This is a genomic window from Yersinia enterocolitica subsp. enterocolitica (assembly GCF_901472495.1).
Classification (GTDB): domain Bacteria; phylum Pseudomonadota; class Gammaproteobacteria; order Enterobacterales; family Enterobacteriaceae; genus Yersinia; species Yersinia enterocolitica.
The window spans coordinates 1,481,345-1,498,690 of the sequence record NZ_LR590469.1; the positions used below are offsets into that span (position 1 = coordinate 1,481,345).

Consider the following 17,346-nt stretch of genomic DNA (forward strand, 5'->3'; position numbering starts at 1 on the left):
TCATATTTACAGAAAATTTCATATTTACAGAAAAAAACGGGCCATCCTATGCCCGTCAGACTGCTGACAAACCTCGACGACTCAACCTTGCAAGGTGAAGACAGGTACGGACAGCGCGGCTCGAGCCCCCAGGGAGGGGTTTACGGCGTCTTTACGATCTGCCTGTTTTCACCACTACAGGCACTTTGTCATTAATCTCACGGGCCATCCTATGCCCGTTTTTCTATTTTTACATACCGCTATTTCGCGGCGGGGAGGGCCTTCAGATTATGCGCCAGTTGGCGATAATGGCCGTTCCAAATTTGGTACTGTTCCGGCTGCTGCCAAATTTGCTGGTGCAAGCGTGAAATAATGACCGGGTCGCTCAGCAATTCTAAGCGCTGCAATTTGGCCAATTTCTCCGGCCCTGCCTGAAGCGCTTGCGCCACCCGCTCGGCACGATATTGTTCGATAATCGCACGAGTGTGATGACGAGCCGTTGCCATCGCACTGACTAACGCGTTATAGGATGGGTTCATCACCGCATGGAAGAAACCGTCGCTGAGCGCTCGCTGATGGTTAAGTTTCAGATACTCTTCCGTCGCGACTAATTCCCGTGGCGGATTATATTCCTCAGGGATCAGGAATAATTTTGCCCGTTTGCTAGCCAATCCCAAGGTCCGGCGGCTGGACAGAACCGAGACCACCGGAGACAAGATCAGCGAGAAAACGATGGGCGATAACCACCACAAGAAACGCAGATCCAGCCAGGCCACACCACTGGCCCAAACCACACCTAGCATCAACTGTGGCCCGTGGCGCACCATAGCTTCACTCCACGGCGTAGCATCATCATCGCGTTGCGGTGAATTCCACTGCACTGACCAGCCGAGGAAAGCACTCACCACAAATACCGTGTGGAAAAGCATTCGAACCGGTGCCAGTAATACGGAGAACAGCATTTCCGCCAGCATTGACAGCAACAGACGAATCGGCCCACCGTACTCTTTCGACCCTTTGGCCCAGATAAGAATGATACTGAGTAACTTAGGTAAAAACAGCAATACTAAAGTGGTAGAGAACAGACCAATCGCCAATTCCGGTCGCCACTGAGGCCATACCGGGAACAGCTGACGCGGTTGCAGGAAGTACTGCGGCTCCATCAGGGCATGCACTGCTTGCAGCGCAGTACATAGCACCAGGAACATAAACCACAGCGGCGCGGATAAGTAAGACATAACGCCGGTAAGGAACACCGCCCGATGCACCGGGTGCATGCCCTTAACCAGGAACAACCTAAAGTTCATCAGGTTGCCGTGACACCAGCGACGATCGCGTTTTAACTCATCAAGCAGGTTAGGTGGCAATTCTTCATAACTGCCCGGCAGATCATAGGCAATCCACACCCCCCATCCGGCACGGCGCATTAATGCCGCTTCGACAAAATCATGAGAGAGAATGGCACCGGCGAATGAGCCTTCACCTGGCAACGGTGCCAGTGCACAGTGCTCAATAAACGGCTTCACCCTGATAATAGCGTTATGGCCCCAATAATGGGACTCGCCCAGTTGCCAGTAATGCAAACCGGCAGTGAACAGTGGGCCATAAACGCGAGTGGCAAATTGCTGGATTCGGGCATACAGCGTATCCATGCCTGATGCTTTCGGCGCAGACTGAATGATCCCGGCATTCGGATTGGCTTCCATCAGCCGCACCAGCCCGGTCAAACACCCACCACTCATCACGCTGTCGGCATCCAGAATCACCATATAGCTATACTGGCTGCCCCAACGGCGGCAAAAGTCATCAATATTACCACTTTTGCGTTTTACCCGACGGCGACGGCGGCGATAGAAAATACGGCCATGCCCATCAACATCACGACACAATTCCAGCCAGGCTTTTTGCTCCGCCACACAGATATCTGGGTCATAACTGTCGCTCAGCACATAAATATCAAAATGCTCAAGCTGCCCCGTGGCCGCCACCGACTCATAAGTCGCGCGCAAACCAGCAAACACCCGCTCCACATCCTCATTACAAATAGGCATAATCAGCGCCGTCCGATGTGCCGGATTTAACGCTTCATCCCCTTTGATAGTGGAAGAAATGCTGTATTTATCTTTACCAATCAGTAATTGCAGGAACCCCATCAGCGCGGTCCAGAAGCCAGCGGAGACCCAGCAAAACAGCACAGCGAACAAAATCAGAATGCCGGTTTGCAGTAAGTAAGGCAGCAACTGCATGACCGAAACCTGCCAGTTTTGCTGCCAGATGGCGAAAGGATCGATCAATGCCCAGCCCTGATAAGGCAGAATGGTCTTCATATAGCTGGTCGCAATGGCGGTTTGCAACACAATCAATATCAGCAAGATATAGCGGCGCAGAGAACCGACACTACGCCATTTCTTCTCGGCAAGAGCCTGTTCATGTGTTTGTGCACGTGAAACAGGGCTGCGGCCCAGTAATGAATCCCAAAAACGCCCGACTGGATTGGTACGCCAGGCCTGCGGAGCCATGCTGGTGCGCTTGATCGGTGGCGTGGCATGAATAACCGTGCGCCCTTCGTCGTCTTGTGCCAATAGCTTGCCATCATCCAGTGCATCAGGCCATGCAGCTTGCAAACGAGCATTGACCGAAGCCAATGCACTGTCTTGCTCACTGAATGTCACACTGTCAGCAGTGCCAGCAGTGCCAGCAGTGCCAGCAGCCAATTGTTGATGAACCCGAGGTATCGCATCAGGTGTGCTGGTCAGCAGCACATCCTCGGGTAAAGCATCGCGCAATGCCCCTTGCTGCTGCGCAGTCAGGGGCAAGTTGGCAATATAATCCTGTACAGGAGATTGATTTGACTTATTCATCGGCAGGTAGCTGATAGCTCCAGGTTTCAGTCAGGGTTTTATCGCCGTTAACCAGCGCAGCGCGCATTTCTATTGGTTTCTTGGCATCCTTAACTTTTAGCCGCAGTGTCAAACGCCAGCCTTTGGTCACTGGATTGTAACGAACACTGTTTTCGATCAACTCACCGTTGTCATCGATACTGACCTGCGAAGCCAGTGGCGCATTTTCATCGAGTGACTTCAGCACTGGGCCAACAAAATCAACCAGGAAAGCGACACTACCGTCTGGCTCACGGATCAGATTCGACTGTTTCACATCACCGGTTGAACGCAGAGTTTGTTTTACATAAGCCACATCTGGAGAATGTAATTTCTCTTCATCACGGGTGAAATGCAGGCGGTAATTTAGATCAAGCGAAGTTTTGGCATCCGGCAGGACATCCGGAGTCCAGAAAGCCACGATGTTATCGTTGGTTTCATCTGCCGTCGGAATTTCCACCAACTCAACTTTACCTTTACCCCAATCGCCACGTGGTTCAACCCAGGCACTTGGCCGTAAATCGTAACGGTCGTCTAAATCCTCATATTGAGAGAATGCACGGCCACGTTGCAGCAAACCAAACCCTTTCGGATTTTCAATAGTATAAGTGCTGACTGACAAGTGTTTAGGATTGTTCAGTGGTCGCCAAATCCATTCACCATTACCAGCATGAATAGAAAGGCCGTTGGAATCATGCAACGCCGGGCGATAGTTCAGCACCGCAGATGGCTGGCTTGGGCCAAACAGGAACATACTGGTTAATGGTGCAATCCCAAGTTTCTCGACTTTGTCGCGCAGGAAAACTTTCGCCTGCACATCAATAGTAGTGTCACGCCCCGGATAGATAATGAATTTATAAGCGCCAGTTGCACGCGGGGAATCCAGCAATGCATAGATAACTAAATGTTTATCATTAGGCTTTGGTCGCTCAATCCAGAACTCGCGAAAACGTGGGAACTCCTCACCGGAGGCCAATGCTGTATCAATTGCCAGCCCGCGCGCAGAAAGACCATAAACCTGGCCCTTACCAATCACACGAAAATAACTGGCACCCAACATGCTGACGATTTCGTCTTTTTTATCCGCTTTGTTAATGGGATATAGCACTTTGAAACCGGCAAAACCCAAATTCTTCACTGACTCAGGATCATGCTTGACCGAGCCAAAGTTAAAATAGTCTGGGCTATAATTGATAGGCTTCACACTGGTGGCTGTAACTTCATTGATTTGCACTGGTGTGTCGAAGTACATACCTTGGTGATAAAATTCTAACTTAAATGGTGTGTCCAGTTTGTTCCAATACGATTTATCATGGTTAAACTGAATCTGCTGGTAGTCGGCAAACTTCATTTCACGAAATTGCGATGGAAGATTACTTTTCGGCGCTTCGAAACTTTTACCCGCCAGAGTTTGTGCCTGCTTAGCCACATCATCTAACGAAAAAGCCATGGCCTGAGAAGTGAATAATGACAGCAAGAGAGTAACCCCCAGCCATCTAACGCTGATCGCGCGTGACCCTTTTGACATTCTATTGACGTTCGACAAAATATTAACTCCCACATCTCCCCCTAAATCACAACAGCCAAATTATTGACGGTTTATCCAGCAGGTCAAGCAGATAAATCTCGGTTATTGTTTAACCCAAAGTTACACTGCCAGCTCATTGTTTAAACCAGTGGCTAAGCCACAAGCCAGACTAAAATACGCTATGGAAAATCATTAACCCTTATAGTAGTGTTTCTCGTCACACTGATCCATTGATAACGTATAGAGTTACCAATGAATAATTACGATAATAAAACATTCTGGGAAAAAATCGGATGCGTTATTCTAATTCCGATAACAACTAGCGAATATGTATGAAAAAAAATACTAACCAACGGGAGTACTTTTTAGACGCCATTCGCGCCTATTTGATGTTACTCGGCATTCCTTTTCATCTTTCTCTTATATACTCCAGCAATCATTGGGCGGTGAATAGCAGCCACTCTTCATTAGTCTTTACCCTATTGAATGATTTCATCCATGCTTTTCGCATGCAGGTATTCTTTGTTATTTCCGGTTATTTTTCGTTCATGTTGTATCAGCGCTATGAGCGCCAGCGCTGGCTTCAGGTTCGCCTGGAACGTGTGGTTATTCCGCTTGTTACCGCTATTCCCTTCATTACTTTGCCGCAGTTCTTCTTACTAAAGAATTACACCAATAAATTACAAGATTGGAATTCATTTACAATTTATCAAAAAATAAATATTGCTATTTGGGAAGTTGTTTCTCACTTATGGTTTTTGTTAACACTCGCATTACTAACAGGGCTCTGTTTTTATCTGTTCCAGAAAATGAAGAATAAACAACTCTCGGTTCCTGGTTTGATAAAAAGAATGAATAACATAGGAAAAATCTCACTATCATTGTTTGTATTCATATTCATTTATTCTGTAATACGCAGAATCATATTCCTTCTTAACCCTGAAATACTTTTTAATAGTGTTTTCAATTTCTTTGTTATGGAGACGGTTTTTTATCTGCCATTCTTTCTTCTGGGTGCTTATAGTTTTATCTATCCGCCACTTAAACAGGTTTTTCTCACATTCTCACCGAGGGCATTAATCGCCTCGATACTGCTGTTTGGCGCTTACTATTTAAACCAACATATTAATACTGCTGAGTTTTTTGCCTTTGAATTGGATCTCATCATCAAAGCATTAATCGGTGTGACCATGACTAATGTGGTCTATTCTCTTGGGCATCGCTTACTCAACTACCCTTCCGTGCGGGTGACTTACCTGGTCAACGCTTCTCTTTTCATCTATCTGGTTCATCATCCATTGACCTTAATTTATGGTGCCTTCGTGACACCACGAATTGACAACAACGGGCTAGGTTTCATACTAGGAATGGCCTTTGTTTGCCTGATTTCGTTTATGTTGTATGAGGTACATCGCCGTATTCCTTTGCTGAAATTCTTATTTTCTGGCAAGCCGCAGCAGCAAACGGCGTAATTAAAGTATTATGCAAATGAATAATGTTATTGCTAATCGATTGATTCATCCGCATACCGTTTTGGTCATAAAACCGCTACACTGTCAGGCCATCATGGAGATGCGGGATGGCAAATGCCTCACTGTGCGCTCTGCTTTCAGAGCAACTATCCTGTTGATTCCTTATCAGGATTTGTTTCACTTGCAGTGACAACAAAAAGAGGAATTGTGATGAGTAAGCAAGAATCTATTGAGAATAATCCCACATCTGAAACTACGCCAGTCACCGAGTTCAGCACTTTGTTGGCCTTGGTTAATCGCCTCAGCGGCGCACTGGACAGCGCGATCACCGGCAAAGATCGCAGTGTATTAGTCAATGAACTTTCACAACTTTCTGTCGATAATCTTCCTGAACAGGAAAAAGCAGTGACCTTTGAAGCCCTGAAAAGAGCTTTGGCTGCACTAAAACGCGACTAGTTTTTCATCCAACGCTCACCCTTGATTCCCCGCTGGGCAATGAAAGGTGAGCGATCTGGCTATATCTCCCTATCCTCTCCAATTTATACCCAAAATAATTCGAGTTGCATGAAGACGGCAAGGGAGAGAATCTCGATGAGCTTACATAAGTAAGTGATTCGGGTGATTGAACATAGCCAACACACCTGCGGCTTGAAGTATGACGGGTATATAGCCTTATTTAACACATTGAATTAGGTCATATCTTCCCATTGCTCGCTCTAAATCTGTGTATAATATTTCGGCCCACCCGCTTTTTCACATCAGGAGATCTCCCACATTGGACGCCATCACTATTAACAGCCTTTTTTTGATTGGCGCAGTGCTGGTGGGAGCCAGTATTTTACTGAGCTCACTCTCTTCACGGTTAGGCATCCCCATTTTGGTCATCTTTCTGGCCATTGGTATGTTGGCAGGCACCGACGGCATCGGTGGGATTGCCTTCGATAACTATCCTGTCGCGTATCTGGTCAGTAACCTGGCATTAGCCGTCATTCTGTTAGACGGCGGCATGCGTACCCGGGCATCTTCCTTTCGTGTCGCATTGTGGCCTGCCCTGTCGCTGGCAACCGTAGGTGTGTTGATTACTGCGGGCCTGACCGGTTTGGCCGCTGCCTGGCTATTTGATTTAGATATCATTCAAGGCTTATTGATTGGTGCGATTATAGGTTCAACTGATGCGGCAGCCGTTTTCTCACTGTTAGGTGGCAAAGGTCTCAACGAGCGAGTCAGTGCCACTCTGGAGATAGAATCAGGCAGTAACGACCCAATGGCCGTATTCTTGACCATTACCCTGATTTCCATGATTTCCGCCGGTGAATCCAGCCTGAGCTGGATGTTTTTGGTGCACCTGATTCAGCAATTTGGTTTGGGCATTATCATCGGATTGGGTGGCGGCAGCTTGCTGTTGTTGCTCATCAACCGGATAGAATTACCCAGCGGTTTATACCCATTACTGGCCGTCAGTGGCGGTATTTTGGTATTTTCACTCACCACCGCGATGAATGGCAGCGGGATTTTGGCGGTCTATCTCTGTGGCCTGATGCTCGGCAACCGCCCCATCCGCAACCGCGCGGGTATTTTACAGACCTTCGATGGGTTGGCATGGCTCAGTCAAATTGGCATGTTTCTGGTATTGGGGTTATTGCTTAACCCAAGTGAGTTGTTGCCGATTGCCATTCCGGCATTAATTCTCTCATTGTGGATGATTCTATTCGCCCGACCACTATCAGTGTTTATCGGCTTACTGCCCTTCCCCAGTTTTAATCTGCGTGAGCGCATCTTTATTTCATGGGTCGGTTTACGCGGTGCCGTTCCGGTTATTCTGGCAGTGTTCCCGATGATGGCCGGTATTCCCCATGCGAATTTATTCTTCAATGTCGCCTTTTTTGTCGTGCTGGTCTCGCTGCTATTACAAGGCACCAGTTTGTCATTTGCTGCGCGCAAAACAAAATTGGTGGTGCCGCCCGCGCTCGCTCCGGTGGCACGGATTGGTTTAGACATTGATAAAAATAACCAGTGGGAGCAGTTTATTTACCAGCTCAGCTCCGATAAGTGGTGTATCGGCGCAGCGTTGCGTGATTTAAAAATGCCGCAGGAAACGCGCATTGCAGCACTGTTTCGTGGCAAAGACTTATTACATCCCAACGGCAATACCCGCTTGAAAGAAGGCGATATTTTGTGCGTTATTGGTCAGGAACATCACTTGCCCGCACTGGGAAAATTATTTAGCCAGTCACCCAGCATCCAGTTGGATGAGCGCTTCTTTGGCGACTTTATTCTCGACGCAGATGCAAAGCTTGATGATATATCTCAGATTTATGGTCTTAATCTGGAACAGGGTGTCGATAAACAACAAACACTCGGTCAGTTCGTGCTCTATCTCTTTGGTGGTGAACCGGTTATTGGTGACCAGATTGAGTGGGATGGCCTGACGTGGACCATTGCCGAAATGGAATCTGACCGAGTGAGCCGGGTCGGGGTTAAAATAGTGACCGATAAAGCCTGATAATTACAGTATTCAGTATTACCATATGGGTGTGCTAACCAACATTTATTAGCCCGGTTAGCACACCACTATTATTATTGCCGCAACAATATCTCATGCTGTCACAACATCTAACTTCTGCCCTGCTTAATTCGGTTAACTAACACAATACCCACACATACCAACACCAGTGCAATAGCATTTTTCCATTCCAAAATACTTTCATTCAGGAAAATAGCCGATAGCACCGCGCCAGAAACCGGGATAAGGAAATTGAATGGGGCCACCATGCCGACCCGATTATATTTAAGCAATAAACTCCAAAGCGCAAACGCTGCGGACGATAACAGCACCAGATAGGCCAGTAGTAATAAAGCCTGCCAGCCAAAATCACTCAAATATCCACCAAACAGATAACCGCCCAGCGTTAAAACTAACCCACCAATGGCTAACTGATAGCCTGTCATTACCGTGGTATCCATAGTTTGTGAAATACGTTTACCATAAATACTGGCGGCAGAAAGGATGAATGCAGCCAACACAACACAACCCTCGCCCATCAGAGAAAAATTGAAGTCCATCAAGCCCGAGCCAAAATTTACCACCATGACCCCGGCAAACCCCAAGGCACATCCAATGATTTTATTGAAGGTCAGTCGGTCATTTTTATAAATATAATGTGCCAACAGGACACTAAAAAAAGTGCCTGTCGCATTCATAATAGAACCTTTAACCCCAGTGGTGTATGCCAGGCCAATATAGAAAAAAACGTACTGCAATGTTGTCTGCGTAAGCCCTAAAATAGCAATCTGCTTATATTGGCTCTTCTTAAGGCGACCAATAGCCTTACCGCTAGCGACAGCAAAAAGCAGTAATACCAAACCTGCCAATAAAAAACGATACCCGGCAAACACCATCTTGCTCGGAATATCATCAGCTGCAATATGAAACAGCGCATAACCATTTTTTATGGCCGGGTAGGCGCTGCCCCACAACAGACAACAAAATGTTGCGACGAGAAAAACAAATTTTTTATTAGTAAAAAGCGGAGGACTGCGGTCCACGTCAGCATCCTTTTTAGACAAAAAATGAAACATTGTTTCGTTATAACCATTTATTGTATAAAAATCTTGTCTAATGTCACTTTTCTCTTAAAAAAATCCCGACAATTCTATTAGCCCGCATCTATAGCTCATCATGAGCCAAAAATCTTTAAACGCGGTACTCTGTTTGTAGAATAAACGTACGATGGCGAAAAAATGAGTGTGCTATTACTGCACTCGCTAAGTCTCGTTCAATGTTTGCACTCATAGATAGAGATCGTGTACGATGTTGTTTTAATTAAATAACTTTGGTTTTTATTATGTTAAAACTCTTTAACGTAAATTTTAATAATATGCCGGAAAGGAAGTTAGACGAGATTTTCTCACTTAGAAAAATAACATTTAAAGATCGACTGGACTGGAAAGTAACCTGTATTGATGGCAAAGAAAGCGACCAATATGATGATGAGAACACTAATTATATATTAGGAACAATAGACGATACTATTGTTTGCAGTGTTCGCTTTATTGATATGAAATATCCAACCATGATTACAGGGCCATTTGCTCCTTATTTTTCTGATGTGAGCTTACCTATTGATGGTTTTATTGAATCCAGCCGATTCTTTGTTGAAAAAGCATTAGCAAGAGATATGGTGGGCAATAACAGCTCCCTTAGTACTGTACTGTTTCTTGCGATGGTGAATTACGCCAGGGATCGTGGGCATAAAGGGATACTCACGGTAGTCAGCCGAGGAATGTTTATACTACTGAAACGCTCAGGTTGGAATATTACGGTATTGAACCAAGGTGAATCAGAGAAAAATGAAGTTATTTATCTTTTACACTTGGGTATTGATAACGATAGCCAGCAACAACTGATAAATAAAATACTGAGAGTACATCAGGTTGAACCAAAAACTCTCGAAACCTGGCCGATGATTGTACCTGGTATTATTAAATAGGTTTAATAAGTTTCAACTCTATGCCAAGCCTTATTGCGTGCTTGGCATTTAAAACACCCAGTTTCCTGACAACATTGCCAATGTGGAATTTAACTGTGCTTCTTTTTATTCCTAATATAATTGAGATTTCGGCATAGGTTTTACCGACGCTGGCCCAGTATAGAATTTCATTTTCCCTCGGCGAGAATATGTCTCGCTCTATTTTCGGGTTTCTATTTTCATTCTTATCACTATTGCTTTGGTAAAGGCCTAACATCTTTTCATGTGTGAGGATAAGTAGCATTTGAATTTTTTCTTTGTTTATTTCAATGCTTTCATCAAAAGAGATACTGTCGTCGCTTCCATTGGAGATATTTAACGTTGCCATATTATTACTATTATCATGGAGTACGAAAGTATAGCCATTAACAATATTATATTCTCGGGCTAACTTAAACACGGCGGAATCCGTCGATTTTTTATTGATAACGGAATTATCGTCCCAGGCAAAAGGGGCGACTTTATCTTTCGCCGTCAATATAACCGGATCAATAAGATGATAACTGTTCTTTTTATATTTCTTTACCCAATCTAATGGATAATTAGAGATAATAGTGGGATGCAGAGGGGTTTTCTTATTCATAACTAAATAAGAATAACGAAGATCACCATAGGCCTTTATTCTGCGTTGAATATAGTTTTTTATATCTTCATTAATACTTTCGTTATCAAAATAGTCAATTATCATAATAGGCCAATTCTACTCTGTGTATAATGTAACAATACAATTTTATCGCCTTGTTTTCAATAGAAAATGCGGTATAACATATCCTCACAAACATTTCTTATATAAAATTGACGCCCGATAAGAGAAAACCTAGACCAAAGTATAGTTTAGATAACTAGACCTAAGGCTAGCTATTATTATACCCCTATGTTAATTAAACTGTTTTTGCTTTGCAGAATTAGATTTTAATATAATAGAACTAGTATCTTAGCGCACTGCCGTTAAGAAAGTTAGTCTGAAAAGAATATATTTTCGCCAACACCAGGGCACTTCAGATTCACCAAGTACAAGTTTCACCCTGCCATCTGGATGTTTTTACATTCAGATGGCCATCAAATCAGATGTCATACCCCTCCTCAACGCATACTCTCTTTCTGAGAAAGATCACCACTGATGATTTTATCGGCGCATCCTGTTGTTTATTTAACCACCTTTCGTCTCAATGGACTCGCGTTGTCGTGCCAAAGAGACTCATCGAGCAAAAAAACCTAAAAAATATTCTTCAAACACATATAAACATTAAACATATTAATGTAATGTGAGTAAAGTTGACTTAAGTCATGTCAGTAACCTAAATAAATCGTATGATAAATAAACGGTTATAATGTTTCCCTGGTGTTGGCCGAATTGGCATCCCTTACCAAATGAGATTGGTAAGGGTTTTTTTTGCCTATTATTTGGACCACAACAGGGTTTATCTAAGATGACGGCTGCATCGCGCGGATAATCACCGCACGGTCAAGATCGGGATTATCGCTTTCAAGTAACTGTTGCCAAATCGCGATGGCTTGCGCGTAGCGTGCATGAGTAAAGTTATCATTGGCTTGCAACATCAACGCCGTGTATTGCAAAGGATCTTTTGCCAGCGCTTGCTGCAACAGGCGATCATAATATCCGTGGTATTACCTATCCTGACACCGTCGAATTGGCACTTAAGCAGTCATTTTGATGCATCCCGGGTGGGCAGTCACAAAGATATCTGGCCTACGCTATATCAGCTTAGTTTGTCAGAAGCACCGTATTACCGAACGGATTGCGGCTTATTGTCTGAAAAATCAGCCCCTCTCTGGTGTCAGGGTTATGACCCTAATCTGATAATCACTCAACATCAGTTTATCGGGTAAAGGGGAGTTCCATCTGTGGACTGATAAAGAGGAATTATTGCTAGCCGCACCTCAGCCGCTGAACGTCGGAGACAGACGAAATAAAAACGCCTTACCAGCTTGTTACGCTGAGAAATGCTGAATGATTATCTGGGGAATGTACTGAAAAGATAAGAAATACGAAGAGAAGATGGCGGAGGAGGAGAGATTCGAACTCTCGAACGGTTACCCGTCGACGGTTTTCAAGACCGTTGCCTTCAGCCACTCGGCCACCCCTCCGCAACGAGCCGAACTATAAACAGAGCTCTGCCGCTTGTAAAGCTTGTTTGTGTTTAATCGGGCAAAAAGCCACCATATGATTATTGAATGATGAATTAATCATCACGATGATGATTCACTGTACAACAGTCGCGCCTCTTGGCTCTCAATGACGTTTCTGTCACTTTGCCGAGCTAAAAGCATAGACTTCTTTGGGAGACAGGCAAATATTTGCTAAATTAGCAGCCGTTTCATTGATGGGATAATTGAGGTTATATGTTGGAGTTTGAAGGACGCACTATTGAGACCGATGCGCAGGGTTACCTGAAAGACAGCGCCGACTGGAGCGAAGCACTGGCCCCAATACTGGCTGAACAAGAGGGCATCACACTCACCGAACCGCACTGGGAAGTGGTGCGCTTTGTGCGTGCGTTTTATCAGGAATTCAATACGTCACCGGCAATCCGTATGCTGGTTAAAGCCATGGCGCAGAAATACGGTGAAGAAAAAGGCAATAGCCGCTATCTCTATCGTCTATTTCCCCAAGGGCCGGCAAAACAAGCCACAAAAATTGCCGGATTGCCAAAGCCGGTGAAATGTATTTAATGCTAATGAATCAGTCAGGTTGATGGACTAATAGCGAATTTTAAATGTCTCAAATGGAGTGGCTGGATAAGGCTCGGTCAGCAGGCGATCAACCCTCGCCCCGCGTGGTCCGCCCTGCTTAATCCACTCCATCAATTGCTCGACCGCTTGTTGCTCACCATAAGCCACAACCTCTACACTGCCGTCATCACAATTTCTGGCATACCCTGTGACCCCTAGTGCCAGTGCCTGACGTTGTGTGCTATAGCGAAAGCCCACACCTTGAACGACGCCATAAACATAAGCAGCAATGCATACTTTTGCCATATCAGTTCCTCATCTATTGTTACTTTTTCCCATGATGCGCGCTGGCGTTGGCAAAATTACTTTCCGCCGACTCTAACTCTTTAGATAAGAAGTAATTAAGGAATGTTCGTATAACAGCAATGATGGCCAGCTTGATCAATTCCTCCATACTTGGGTTAATTGTGGTCGCCAAGATATCAGCCGCTAATTGGAACTCTAGCGCCAAAGCCAGCCAGGTACCAAAACGCGTTCTCATTAAGTGGAGTATCGACTGATTCTTAAAATTTGTTATTGCAGTGGGCAGTGACTTTACCAACCCGACAAAAACACAAATAACAGACAAGAACTCCAGCAATAGCTGTAATGACTGAGAGAGATAAATGATGATTTCTTTTATGTTTTCCAACGAAATTTACCTCTATTTCTCGCCGTTCTTTTGTTTCAAATGGAACGAAAAACGCGACTGGAAATAGGATTTAAGGTGTTCTTCCATCGAATGAATTTTTTGGTCAATGGTGTTACAAAGAAACTCATCGCTATTCATGGCGTTAACCCGCTGTAACGCAATTAAATCAATTTCTTCTTTTTGCTTTTCGGTGAGTTCTAAGTGAGTTTGCTTATTAGTCATATATGCTATTCCTGCGATGAAGAAAGTTTGAACCAAGAAAGTAATTATAGCTCTATGAATATGTTAGTGAAAAATTTTCGACCTTTCGATTGAATCTGAGAGAGCGGTTGATAACAGGCTAAATTGCCCAAGTGAGAGCGAGCTAGCAAGGCCGTCGTGGTAGTGAGTGGCATGATATTGCTATATCATTGTGACCTTATTTTGATTGATAATAACTTATCAATTTCAACCATTTGATTTTAAAAGAATATTATAATGCGCCTATTTCTTGCTAGAGGACGTGAAAAATCCTTACTTCGTCGCCATCCGTGGATTTTCTCTGGGGCAGTGCAACGCCTTGAAGGCAATGCAAGCGCGGGTGAAACCATCGATATTCTTGATAGCCAGGGAAAATGGCTGGCTCGTGCGGCCTACTCACCTGAGTCACAAATTGTGGCCCGAGTCTGGACGTTCCAACAAGATGAAGTTATCGATAGCGAATTCTTTGTTCGCCGTCTACAGCAGGCGCAGAGCTGGCGTGATTGGTTGGCACAGCGTGATGGTTTGAATGGCTATCGTCTTATTGCCGGTGAATCCGACGGCTTGCCGGGTATTACCATCGACCGTTTCCAAAACTTTCTGGTGTTGCAATTGCTATCGGCAGGTGCTGAACATCAGCGTGCAGCGCTGGTCAGTGCATTACAACAGTGCTATCCAGAATGCTCAATTTATGATCGCTCCGATGTTTCGGTGCGTAAAAAAGAAGGTCTGGAACTGACACAAGGTACTGTCTGGGGCGAGATGCCTCCGGCTCTATTACCTATCACTGAGCACGGTATGAAATTGCTGGTAGATATTCAGCATGGTCATAAGACAGGTTTTTATTTAGACCAGCGAGATAGCCGCCTGGCGGCGCGTAATTATGCCGATGGCCGTCGCGTTCTGAACTGCTTCTCGTATACCGGGGCCTTTGCCGTGGCAGCGCTGATGGGAAATTGCCAACAAGTTATCAGTGTTGATACTTCACAATCCGTGTTGGATATCGCTAAACAAAATGTTGAGCTTAATCAGCTAGATCTAAGTAAAGCCGAATTTATTCGTGATGATGTATTCCAATTGCTGCGCAACTATCGCGCACAAGGGGAAAAGTTTGACATGATCATCATGGATCCACCGAAATTTGTGGAAAATAAAAGCCAACTGGCCAGTGCTTGTCGCGGCTATAAAGATATCAATATGTTAGCGATACAGCTTTTACGCCCTGGCGGCATCTTATTAAGTTTCTCTTGTTCTGGTTTGATGCCTACAGATTTATTCCAGAAAATTTTAGCCGATGCTGCGTTAGATGCAGGCCATGATATACAATTTATAGAGCAGTTCCGTCAGGCAGCGGATCACCCGGTTATCGCAACATACCCTGAAGGTTTGTATCTGAAAGGATTTGCGTGTCGGATAATGTGACTTGAAATGCCCTGCGTTGCCCTCATATATAAAGCAGCGTAATAGTTTCCCAGGAGGTTATCATGATCGCGAGCAAATTCGGTATCGGGCAGCAGGTTCGCCACCGCCTCCACGGCTACTTAGGTGTAGTAATTGATATCGATCCTGAATACTCTCTTGAGCCACCAGCACCAGATGAGGTGGCAAACAATGATACGTTGCGTTTGTCGCCTTGGTATCACGTGGTGATTGAAGATGATGAAGGGCAACCGGTACATACTTATCTGGCAGAGGCACAGCTGACTTATGAAGATATGGATGCCCATCCTGAACAGCCTTCATTAGATGAACTGGCAGCCTCTATCCGCCATCAGTTGCAGGCTCCGCGTCTGCGTAACTAGATGTTAAAATTTCTTGATAAAACCCGGCACCTGGTTGCCGGGTTTTTTATAGGGGATATTCAAGGCTATTGCTGCCAAAAACATTACTCTTTCTCTAATCCTAATCGCGGAATTTCAATTTTAGGGCAGCGATCCATAACAACCTTTAAACCGGCATCTGCGGCTAATGTTGCAGCCTGCTCGTTGATAACACCGATTTGCAGCCACAACACCTTGGCTCCGATAGCAATAGCTTCCTGTGCAACACCATATGCCGCGTCAGCATTGCGGAATACATCTACCATATCAATAGGATAAGGAATATCGGCTAATTCAGCATAAACCTGCTGACCCAATAACGTTTTTCCAGCCAGTTTAGGGCTGACGGGTGTGACCTGATATCCCTGCTCTAACAGATAATTCATCACGCCGTAGCTTGGCCGCGCGGGGTTATCGCTGGCCCCCACTAAAGCAATTGTCTTTACCTGTTGGAGAATGTCAGCAATGTCTTTATCGTGCATTTTTCAGTTCCTCTGATGCGCTAAAAGAATACTCCAATCCATTTGCATCCGGATGGATTTACCAATATTAGGTGACATCTCAGTGTATATCATTCAGAAAACTGCGGATAAACGCTCCCTAATTGATTTGATTTAATAGTTATAGCAGTAATAGCTGTTAGATTGGCTCTTTTATCTTTAGAATTCATTAAGATAACGACGACATATTTATACCGAATATTTCAAAAAGTAAATAAATATGGGCAACCGGAAAGACTTTGACACATAATCTAGCGTGTCTGACAATGTAAGTGGATATCACCCTCAGGAGTAGCACATGAAATTTGGTCTGGTGGTCGCAGGGATTTTGGCCGTTTGCTGTAGTACATCAGCTATAGCCACGACCTTAAAACTTGCTCCGGAAATTGATCTGTTGGTGGTCGATGGCAAAAATATGTCAGGTTCTTTACTCAAAGGGGCTGATAGCCTGGAGCTAAATAGCGGTCAGCATCAAATTCTATTCAAAGTTGCCAAACCTCTCCCAACGGATCCAAAAGTCTTATATTCATCCCCGCCATTAGTGGTGGTGTTCAACACCCGTAATGTCCGGTCAGTGGCGATAAAATTACCCGTAATCGAGACCGAGCGAGATGGTATCAAGTTTTCTAAAAACCCGTCATATCAGCTAATTGGCGATAATGGGCGGCCATTATCGGTACGCCACGATGTATTACATCAGGATAATCTTAATACTGCGGCAACACTTGAAACAGCGATGGCATCTTATAACGTCGGGCAATTCGGTGCTTCGGTTCCCTCTTTTGCTACTATCCCCCCCCTCGCCAGTGAGCGCTGTTCCGGGAACCACGATTGCAGTTGCAGGAACGAACTCCCCACAAAAAACCACCAATTTGCAGGGTGAAAATGTGGCAGAACAGATGCTGCAATATTGGTTCTTGCAAGCCGACGCAGACACACAACAACGCTTCTTATTATGGGCTAAAAAACAGCCATTGAAGTAACCAAATAAGCTCAAGCCCGTTCTTAAACATC

General features: G+C 44.8%; 15 protein-coding genes, 1 tRNA gene and 3 pseudogenes. 9 read left to right on the forward strand and 10 right to left on the reverse strand.

All coding sequences use genetic code 11. The features are described from left to right. Positions 1-239: 239 nt before the first annotated feature. The gene (mdoH, locus tag FGL26_RS07110) at positions 240-2,840 is read right to left on the reverse strand and encodes a glucans biosynthesis glucosyltransferase MdoH (RefSeq protein WP_005170808.1); all 2,601 of its coding nucleotides are present in this window, start codon (positions 2,838-2,840) and stop codon (positions 240-242) included. Beyond that, on the reverse strand, positions 2,833-4,386 hold the full coding sequence (locus FGL26_RS07115; RefSeq protein WP_005170811.1) for a glucan biosynthesis protein G: 1,554 nt from the start codon (positions 4,384-4,386) through the stop codon (positions 2,833-2,835). The genes mdoH and FGL26_RS07115 overlap by 8 nt, the downstream gene beginning before the upstream one ends. A gap of 332 nt (positions 4,387-4,718) precedes the next feature. On the opposite strand from FGL26_RS07115, the gene mdoC reads away from it, so the two are divergent. The 3 genes from mdoC to FGL26_RS07130 all read left to right on the forward strand — a co-directional run bounded on the left by mdoC (position 4,719) and on the right by FGL26_RS07130 (position 8,361). Beyond that, positions 4,719-5,858, forward strand: a complete 1,140-nt coding sequence (gene mdoC, locus FGL26_RS07120; RefSeq protein ID WP_005170814.1) for a glucans biosynthesis protein MdoC — start codon at positions 4,719-4,721, stop codon at positions 5,856-5,858. Positions 5,859-6,068: 210 nt separating this feature from the next. Continuing rightward, on the forward strand, positions 6,069-6,314 hold the full coding sequence (locus FGL26_RS07125; RefSeq protein ID WP_005170817.1) for a hypothetical protein: 246 nt from the start codon (positions 6,069-6,071) through the stop codon (positions 6,312-6,314). Positions 6,315-6,633: 319 nt separating this feature from the next. Next, positions 6,634-8,361, forward strand: coding sequence for a potassium/proton antiporter (locus FGL26_RS07130; protein WP_005170818.1), 1,728 nt, complete (start codon positions 6,634-6,636; stop codon positions 8,359-8,361). Between the two features lie 110 nt (positions 8,362-8,471). On the opposite strand, the gene FGL26_RS07135 is transcribed toward FGL26_RS07130, so the two are convergent. Then, positions 8,472-9,404, reverse strand: a complete 933-nt coding sequence (locus FGL26_RS07135; protein ID WP_005170821.1) for a DMT family transporter — start codon at positions 9,402-9,404, stop codon at positions 8,472-8,474. A gap of 299 nt (positions 9,405-9,703) precedes the next feature. On the opposite strand from FGL26_RS07135, the gene FGL26_RS07140 reads away from it, so the two are divergent. After that, the gene (locus FGL26_RS07140; RefSeq protein ID WP_005170823.1) at positions 9,704-10,348 is read left to right on the forward strand and encodes an acyl-homoserine-lactone synthase; all 645 of its coding nucleotides are present in this window, start codon (positions 9,704-9,706) and stop codon (positions 10,346-10,348) included. On the opposite strand, the gene yenR is transcribed toward FGL26_RS07140, so the two are convergent. Beyond that, the gene (gene yenR / locus FGL26_RS07145; RefSeq protein WP_005170826.1) at positions 10,341-11,075 is read right to left on the reverse strand and encodes a LuxR family transcriptional regulator YenR; all 735 of its coding nucleotides are present in this window, start codon (positions 11,073-11,075) and stop codon (positions 10,341-10,343) included. The two genes, FGL26_RS07140 and yenR, sit on opposite strands and share 8 nt — an antisense overlap. A gap of 737 nt (positions 11,076-11,812) precedes the next feature. After that, a pseudogene (locus FGL26_RS07150) lies at positions 11,813-11,992 on the reverse strand (cytochrome C heme lyase); the annotation flags it as partial. Between FGL26_RS07150 and FGL26_RS21655 the strand changes: the two are divergent. Beyond that, positions 11,983-12,326, forward strand: a pseudogene (locus tag FGL26_RS21655) (LTA synthase family protein); the annotation flags it as partial. The pseudogenes FGL26_RS07150 and FGL26_RS21655 overlap by 10 nt on opposite strands. A gap of 82 nt (positions 12,327-12,408) precedes the next feature. Here FGL26_RS21655 and FGL26_RS07160 read toward each other — a convergent pair. Next, a tRNA-Ser gene (locus FGL26_RS07160) sits at positions 12,409-12,496 on the reverse strand. 255 nt (positions 12,497-12,751) lie between these two features. Between FGL26_RS07160 and tusE the strand changes: the two genes are divergently transcribed. Continuing rightward, positions 12,752-13,081 carry a sulfurtransferase TusE gene (gene tusE / locus FGL26_RS07165; RefSeq protein WP_005170840.1) on the forward strand — a complete coding sequence of 110 codons (330 nt, stop codon included), beginning with the start codon at positions 12,752-12,754 and terminating at the stop codon, positions 13,079-13,081. Between the two features lie 27 nt (positions 13,082-13,108). On the opposite strand, the gene yccX is transcribed toward tusE, so the two are convergent. From yccX to FGL26_RS07180, 3 genes are read right to left on the reverse strand one after another with little or no spacing between them, the layout of a single operon-like run. Next, on the reverse strand, positions 13,109-13,387 hold the full coding sequence (yccX, locus tag FGL26_RS07170) for an acylphosphatase (protein ID WP_005170844.1): 279 nt from the start codon (positions 13,385-13,387) through the stop codon (positions 13,109-13,111). Positions 13,388-13,406: 19 nt separating this feature from the next. Then, positions 13,407-13,772 carry a DUF1622 domain-containing protein gene (locus FGL26_RS07175; RefSeq protein WP_005160110.1) on the reverse strand — a complete coding sequence of 122 codons (366 nt, stop codon included), beginning with the start codon at positions 13,770-13,772 and terminating at the stop codon, positions 13,407-13,409. 12 nt (positions 13,773-13,784) lie between these two features. Further along, positions 13,785-13,994, reverse strand: coding sequence for a hypothetical protein (locus FGL26_RS07180; RefSeq protein WP_005170847.1), 210 nt, complete (start codon positions 13,992-13,994; stop codon positions 13,785-13,787). A gap of 249 nt (positions 13,995-14,243) precedes the next feature. Here FGL26_RS07180 and rlmI point away from each other — a divergent pair, with 249 nt between their 5' ends. Both rlmI and hspQ read left to right on the forward strand, forming a co-directional pair. Continuing rightward, positions 14,244-15,434 carry a 23S rRNA (cytosine(1962)-C(5))-methyltransferase RlmI gene (gene rlmI, locus FGL26_RS07185; protein ID WP_172667459.1) on the forward strand — a complete coding sequence of 397 codons (1,191 nt, stop codon included), beginning with the start codon at positions 14,244-14,246 and terminating at the stop codon, positions 15,432-15,434. A 62-nt stretch (positions 15,435-15,496) separates the two neighbouring features. Next, positions 15,497-15,814 carry a heat shock protein HspQ gene (hspQ, locus tag FGL26_RS07190; protein WP_005160102.1) on the forward strand — a complete coding sequence of 106 codons (318 nt, stop codon included), beginning with the start codon at positions 15,497-15,499 and terminating at the stop codon, positions 15,812-15,814. 83 nt (positions 15,815-15,897) lie between these two features. On the opposite strand, the gene FGL26_RS07195 is transcribed toward hspQ, so the two are convergent. Next, positions 15,898-16,314 carry a CoA-binding protein gene (locus tag FGL26_RS07195; RefSeq protein ID WP_005170853.1) on the reverse strand — a complete coding sequence of 139 codons (417 nt, stop codon included), beginning with the start codon at positions 16,312-16,314 and terminating at the stop codon, positions 15,898-15,900. Between the two features lie 316 nt (positions 16,315-16,630). On the opposite strand from FGL26_RS07195, the pseudogene FGL26_RS07200 reads away from it, so the two are divergent. Continuing rightward, a pseudogene (locus FGL26_RS07200) lies at positions 16,631-17,315 on the forward strand (DUF2057 family protein). The last annotated feature ends 31 nt before the right edge of the window (positions 17,316-17,346 follow it).